Genomic DNA, 5,077 nt, shown 5'->3' on the forward strand with positions numbered 1-5,077 from the left:
GCGGGAGTGCCTGCGGTGGAGTCGGTCATGCGCCCAGTCCACCACACGGAGCCGGTCGGGAACCGGGTCCGTCCGCGCTCGGCGTGACGCCGCCGCTCAGAGCTGCGCCAGCGCGGCGACGGCCCGGTCGGTGGCGGCGCGGGCGTCGGCCACCTCGGAGTCGATGCCGGTGAGCACCATGGAGAACACGAGCACGCGACCCTGCGTGGTCACCACGCGCCCGGTCAGGGAGACCGATTCGAGGAGGGTGCCGGTCTTCGCGGCGGCGGTGTCCTCGGCGGCGGAGCCCACCAGCCGCTTCTCCAAGGTGGAGTCGCTGCCGGGGGTGGGCAGGCCCTGGAGCGTGGCGCCCAGCAGCGGCATCTCCGCGGAGGCGGCGAGCACCCCCGTGAGCGCGGCGGCGCTGATGCGGTTGCGCCCGGTGAGTCCGCAGGCGTCCTTCAGGTCCATCCCCTCGGTGTCCGCACCGAGGTCCGCCGCCACGTCGGTCATGAGCTCGGCTGCGCCGCGGTGGTCCGGCGTGCGCCCGACGGCGTAGGCGGCATTCCTGGCCAGGGCTTCGGCGAGCTGATTGTCCGAGTGCGCCAGCATGTAATCGACCTGCTCGCGCAGCGGCGCGGAACGCACCTCGCCCACGGGCTCGGACTCCTCGACCATCTCCCGCGGAGCCGTGGTCTGCGGGACGTCCTCGCGGACCGTCAGCGTCAGCTCCGCGCCCGACTCCTCGACCTTCTCCTTCAGCACGGACTGGAAGCGCCGGGCGGCGAACTGCGCGGGGTCAGCCACGCGCTCCTCGGCAGTGCCGGGCTCAGGACGCCCTCCGAAGGTGGCCAGCGGCTGGACCCGGGAGATATAGCCTTCGTCCAGCAGCCCCTGGCTCCATGCCGGGTTCACACCGTCGCCAGCGTAGAGCCGCAGGTCCACGGTCAGCTCGACCTCGCCGGTGACCCCCTGCTCCTGCAGACCCTGCACGGTCTCCTCGGCGAGGGTCGCCAGACCGGCACGGCCGTCCACGCGGCTCTCGTCCGAGGCACCGGTGCCGAGCATGACGTCGCCTCCGCCCACCAGCACCAGCTGCTTCGGCCCCTCGGGCTCGGGAGCCGACGACGGCGGCACGCCCTCCGCGTCCGACTCGCCCGGGGAGGGGCTCGCCGAGGACGGGCTGGGGCTCTCGGTCGGCTCGTCGCTGCCGCCCGCACCGTCCGTGGGGCTGGGGGTGGGCCTCGGCGTCGGCTCGGCGGAGGAGGTGGGCTCCGACTGCCCCGTTGGGGATGGGGTCGGAGACGGCGCCGGCTGCCACGTGGACGACGGGCTCGGGGCCAGCTCGAGCTGGGAGAGGGCTGCCACGTGGAGCTCGGGCTCGGCGCGGGCTGCCACGTCGACTCCGGCTGCAGCGCCCCCGTGGACTCCCCGCCGGGCTGTGCGGTGGCCTGAGGCTGCAGGTGCTCGCCGGCCGGGGCTGGGTCTGCACGGCGCTGCGGGCCGGGTCGATCAGCACGGTGCGGGTGCGGAACCGCCGTTCGGCGCCCAGTGTCCTCAGCGCGGTGGCAGCGGTAAGCAGCTTCATCGCCGAGGCGGGGGCGACCGCCTCGTCCTGGCCCTGCCCGTAGAGCTCCTCCCCGGTCACGGCGTCCCGGACGGACACGTGCGCGGTCCCGGGGTGCTCGGCGAGCGGGCCGGCGAGGATCGAGCCGATCTCCGCCTCCGTGGGGATCGGGGCGGTCGCGGCCTGCTCGGAGACCTCCTGCACCACGGGCGGCGCCGGGTCCCCGTCGAACGGGCCGATGTCCCCCGGATGCGGCTCGAGGATCGGCGCGGCTGCCAGCAGTGCCGCAGCCGCGGCGGTGAAGAACGAGGCCTTCATCGGCGGTCCCCGGCCAGCTCGGCGGCGCGGCGCAGCACGGCACTGAGCAGTCCGCTGCCGGCCGCCTCGGCCGCGGCGGTGAGCTCGGAGGCTCTGCCGAGGGAGGCCAAGGCCGAGGCGAGGTGGTCGTGCCCGGGTGCGGTGCCGTCGTCGTGGTGCCGGGAGGAGGTGTGGCGCACCTGGGTGGTGAGGACGGGGTCGGACTCGCGGACCTCGGCGAGGACGGCGGCCTTGTCCTCCTCCTCGATGCGCTCCTCGAGCATGACCAGGCGGGCGTAGACGGCGGGGTTGCCGATCTTGATGCGCTGGGCGTTGGCGAGCTGGGACAGCATCGGCGCGGAGAGGCCGAGCGTGGCCGCCAGGGTGCGCTGGCTGATGCCGTACTCCTTCAGGACGACGCCGAAGCGCTCCCCCAGCGGGGCCCCGTAGAGCGCGCGCTGCTGTTCTGCGTAGTCCTGGTTGGCGGTCATGCGATCCATGATCGCAAACGTGTTTGCAGGTGCGAAACGGAGGACTCCGTCACACCGAGGGTGTGCACCTGCGAACATCGGCGCATGGCCTGCGACTGCGAACACCGGGTCTGATTCGTCAGTCCTGGACCGCGGTCCAGCTGTAGGCGCCGTCCGCCCAGGTGCACATCAGGTGGTTCTGATCCACGCCGATCACCTCGATGCCATGCTCGGCAGGGATGCAGTCCTGCCCTTCGCGCACCGAGCTGCTCAGGGCAGGACGACCGGCGGAGCGCGGGGTCGCCGGGGCGTCCGGGCTGGGGTACCCGGTGCTCGACGCCGTGGACGCCTCCTCGGACGACGTCGGTTCCCTGCCTTCCGCGGTCGGCTCGGCGGAGGACGTGCCGGGCGAGGGCGACGTAGCTGCTCCGGACGTCGAGGACGCGGAGGTGCCGGTCCCGGACGGGGCACCCGCTCCGGGGTCGCCCTCTCCCCCGCCGCCGACCAGCAGGACCAGGGCGGCGATCAGCGCGAGCACGCCGGCGCCGACGAGCGCCCAGGCCAGCAGGCGGGAGCGGTCGACTTCGGGGGCCTCCGCTGCCGGGGCCACCAGCGGCGACGCCTCCGTGCCAGCCACACCGGGCACTCCGGCCGGAGCGCTCGCCTCCACATGGTCCGGAGCCGTGATGACGGTCGTCTCGACCACCGGCGGCACGTCCTCGGTGTCCGCGTCAAACTCGCCACCGAACTCCTCGCCCAGACCCTCGAGCTGATCGAACACCTCGAACGGCTCCCCGGAGGCGGTCAGGTAGCCACCCGGGAGGTGCGGAGTCTCGGAGAGGCGGGGGCCGTCGTCGGGACGCGCCCGGGAGGGCTCCGGACGGGCCGAGCCGGGCCAGCCGACGGGGCGCCTCGGCGGCGGCGCACTCCCGGGCGGCGGAGTCGTCGGACACCAGCCCGGTCAGCACGTCACGCAGATCGACGTTCGCCACAGCGGCCAGCACCCGCTCGAGCTCACCGGCGTCCTGCGGTCGGCAGCCGGGGTCGAGCATGCGCAGGGCGGTCACCCCGGCGGCGAACAGGTCCTGCGCGGGGGCGGGCGCCTGGTCCGCATAGGCCTCCGGCGGCACGTAGCCAGGGGTGCCGTGGAGGTGGCCGAGGCTGGTCAGGCGCGGGTCGTCCGCGCGCATGGCCAGGCCCATGTCCCCCAGGCGCAGGTGCGGCTCGCCCGTGCCGGTGGCCGCCAGAAGCACGTTGGCGGGCTTGACGTCCCGGTGGATCCATCCGGAGCTGTGCAGCTCGGCCAGGCCATCCAGCAGCTGCAGCAGCAGCGCGGCGGTCAGCGGCTCCCCCAGTCCGCCCCAGTCCGTCAGCGCCCCCTCGAGGGATCCGCCGGCCACCAGCGGCATGGCGATGGCGACCTCATCGTCCTGCGCGGCCCACCCGTACGGGGAGGCCAGGTGCGCGTGGTCCACCTGCACGCCCTGCTCGCGGACGAAGCGCAGCAGGGAGGCCGAGTCCGCCTGGCCCAGGACCTTCGCGGCACAGCGGCGGCCGGTGCGGCGGTCCTCCGCCAGCCACACCGTGCCCTGCCCTCCACGGGCGATCGGGGCGACGAGCTCGAAGCGCCCCGCGATCACTTGGCCCATACGCTCCATCATGGCCGATCGGGCGCGCCGCGCCGGTACGCTGGTCCCAGACCCACCCCGATTTCCGACCTGAGGAGCGTCATGGAGCACGACGTCACGATCGAGATCCCCGCCGGTTCGCGCGTCAAGTACGAGTTCGACCACGAGACCGGCCGCCTGCGCCTGGACCGGGTGCTGTTCACCCCGATGCAGTACCCGACCCACTACGGCTTCTTCGAGAACACCCTGGGCGAGGACGGCGACCCGCTGGATGCGATGGTGTTCCTGCCGGGCTTCGACCTGGTCCCCGGCGTGGTGGTGGAGGCCCGCCCGATCGGCGTCTTCAACATGACCGACGACGGCGGCGGCGACGCCAAGGTCCTCTGCGTCCCGGCGGACAAGCGCTTCGACCACATCCAGGAGCTCGAGGACATCGACGAGTGGCTGAAGAAGGAGCTGGAGCACTTCTTCACCCGCTACAAGGACCTGGAGCCGGGCAAGTGGGTCAAGGCCGAGGGCTGGGAGGGCCGCGAGGCCGCCGAGAAGGAGCTCGAGGCCTCCATCCAGCGCTTCAAGGACGCCGGCGAGCACTCCGAGTCCGACGAGCCGCAGGGCCGCGACGTGGACACCGAGGCCGCCCAGCCGGCCACCGAACAGGAGTGACCTGCTCGGGAGCGTGCCGTGCAACGGTGATGCGCTCCTGCTGAGCCTGGCCGGGACCTGTGATCCCGGCCGAGAGGCACGACGACGGCCGCTCGCCGTCCGCCGACGCCGCACCCAGGGTGCGGGATCTGGCGGGGGTGGGCGGCCGTCGTCGTTGTGCATGGGACGTTCCTGCGCTGAGGCGAAGAAGGGGCGTTGACCTGGCGGTTTATGCGGAGACTGGGCTGAGTTCACCGAATCGTCACCGTTGGGGGCGAGTATTCATGGGTCAGGGTGTTTGCAACTGCGATCACCTGAGGTATGTTTGCAACAGCAAACGGAAGGTGTGGTCGCCGGAGCGGCGGCCACGGGACACCCGGAGGATCTCCGCCATGCAGCACCAGACCAGCATCACCGCCCGGACCGGCCACCCCCGCACCGGAGCCCGCCCGGCCCTCGCCGCCGCCCCCTCACCGCGGGCCTGGTCGGCCTCG

General features: G+C 73.2%; 5 protein-coding genes and 1 pseudogene. 1 reads left to right on the forward strand and 5 read right to left on the reverse strand.

Translation table 11 applies throughout. The features are described 5' to 3' along the window. Nucleotides 1-96: 96 nt before the first annotated feature. From AC2W7A_RS09365 to AC2W7A_RS09385, 5 genes and pseudogenes are all read right to left on the reverse strand, one after another. Nucleotides 97-1,377 (reverse strand): D-alanyl-D-alanine carboxypeptidase, encoded by a 1,281-nt coding sequence (locus AC2W7A_RS09365; RefSeq protein WP_485991126.1) that lies wholly within the window; start codon nt 1,375-1,377, stop codon nt 97-99. Between the two features lie 133 nt (nt 1,378-1,510). Then, nucleotides 1,511-1,864 (reverse strand): annotated as a pseudogene (locus tag AC2W7A_RS09370) (D-alanyl-D-alanine carboxypeptidase); the annotation flags it as partial. Further along, complete coding sequence (locus AC2W7A_RS09375) at nt 1,861-2,334, reverse strand: DNA-binding protein (protein WP_485991127.1); 474 nt, start codon at nt 2,332-2,334, stop codon at nt 1,861-1,863. The gene AC2W7A_RS09375 and the pseudogene AC2W7A_RS09370, both read right to left, overlap by 4 nt. Nucleotides 2,335-2,452: 118 nt before the next feature. Further along, entirely contained in the window at nt 2,453-3,094 is a 642-nt protein-coding gene (locus AC2W7A_RS09380) for a hypothetical protein (RefSeq protein WP_485991128.1), read from the reverse strand. After that, complete coding sequence (locus AC2W7A_RS09385) at nt 3,045-3,974, reverse strand: protein kinase domain-containing protein (protein WP_485991129.1); 930 nt, start codon at nt 3,972-3,974, stop codon at nt 3,045-3,047. The genes AC2W7A_RS09380 and AC2W7A_RS09385 overlap by 50 nt, the downstream gene beginning before the upstream one ends. A 69-nt stretch (nt 3,975-4,043) precedes the next feature. Between AC2W7A_RS09385 and AC2W7A_RS09390 the strand changes: the two genes are divergently transcribed. Continuing rightward, complete coding sequence (locus tag AC2W7A_RS09390; RefSeq protein WP_485991130.1) at nt 4,044-4,604, forward strand: inorganic diphosphatase; 561 nt, start codon at nt 4,044-4,046, stop codon at nt 4,602-4,604. The last annotated feature ends 473 nt before the right edge of the window (nt 4,605-5,077 follow it).

The sequence above is a fragment of the Micrococcus sp. LASM2_SD2 genome, from assembly GCF_057364565.1.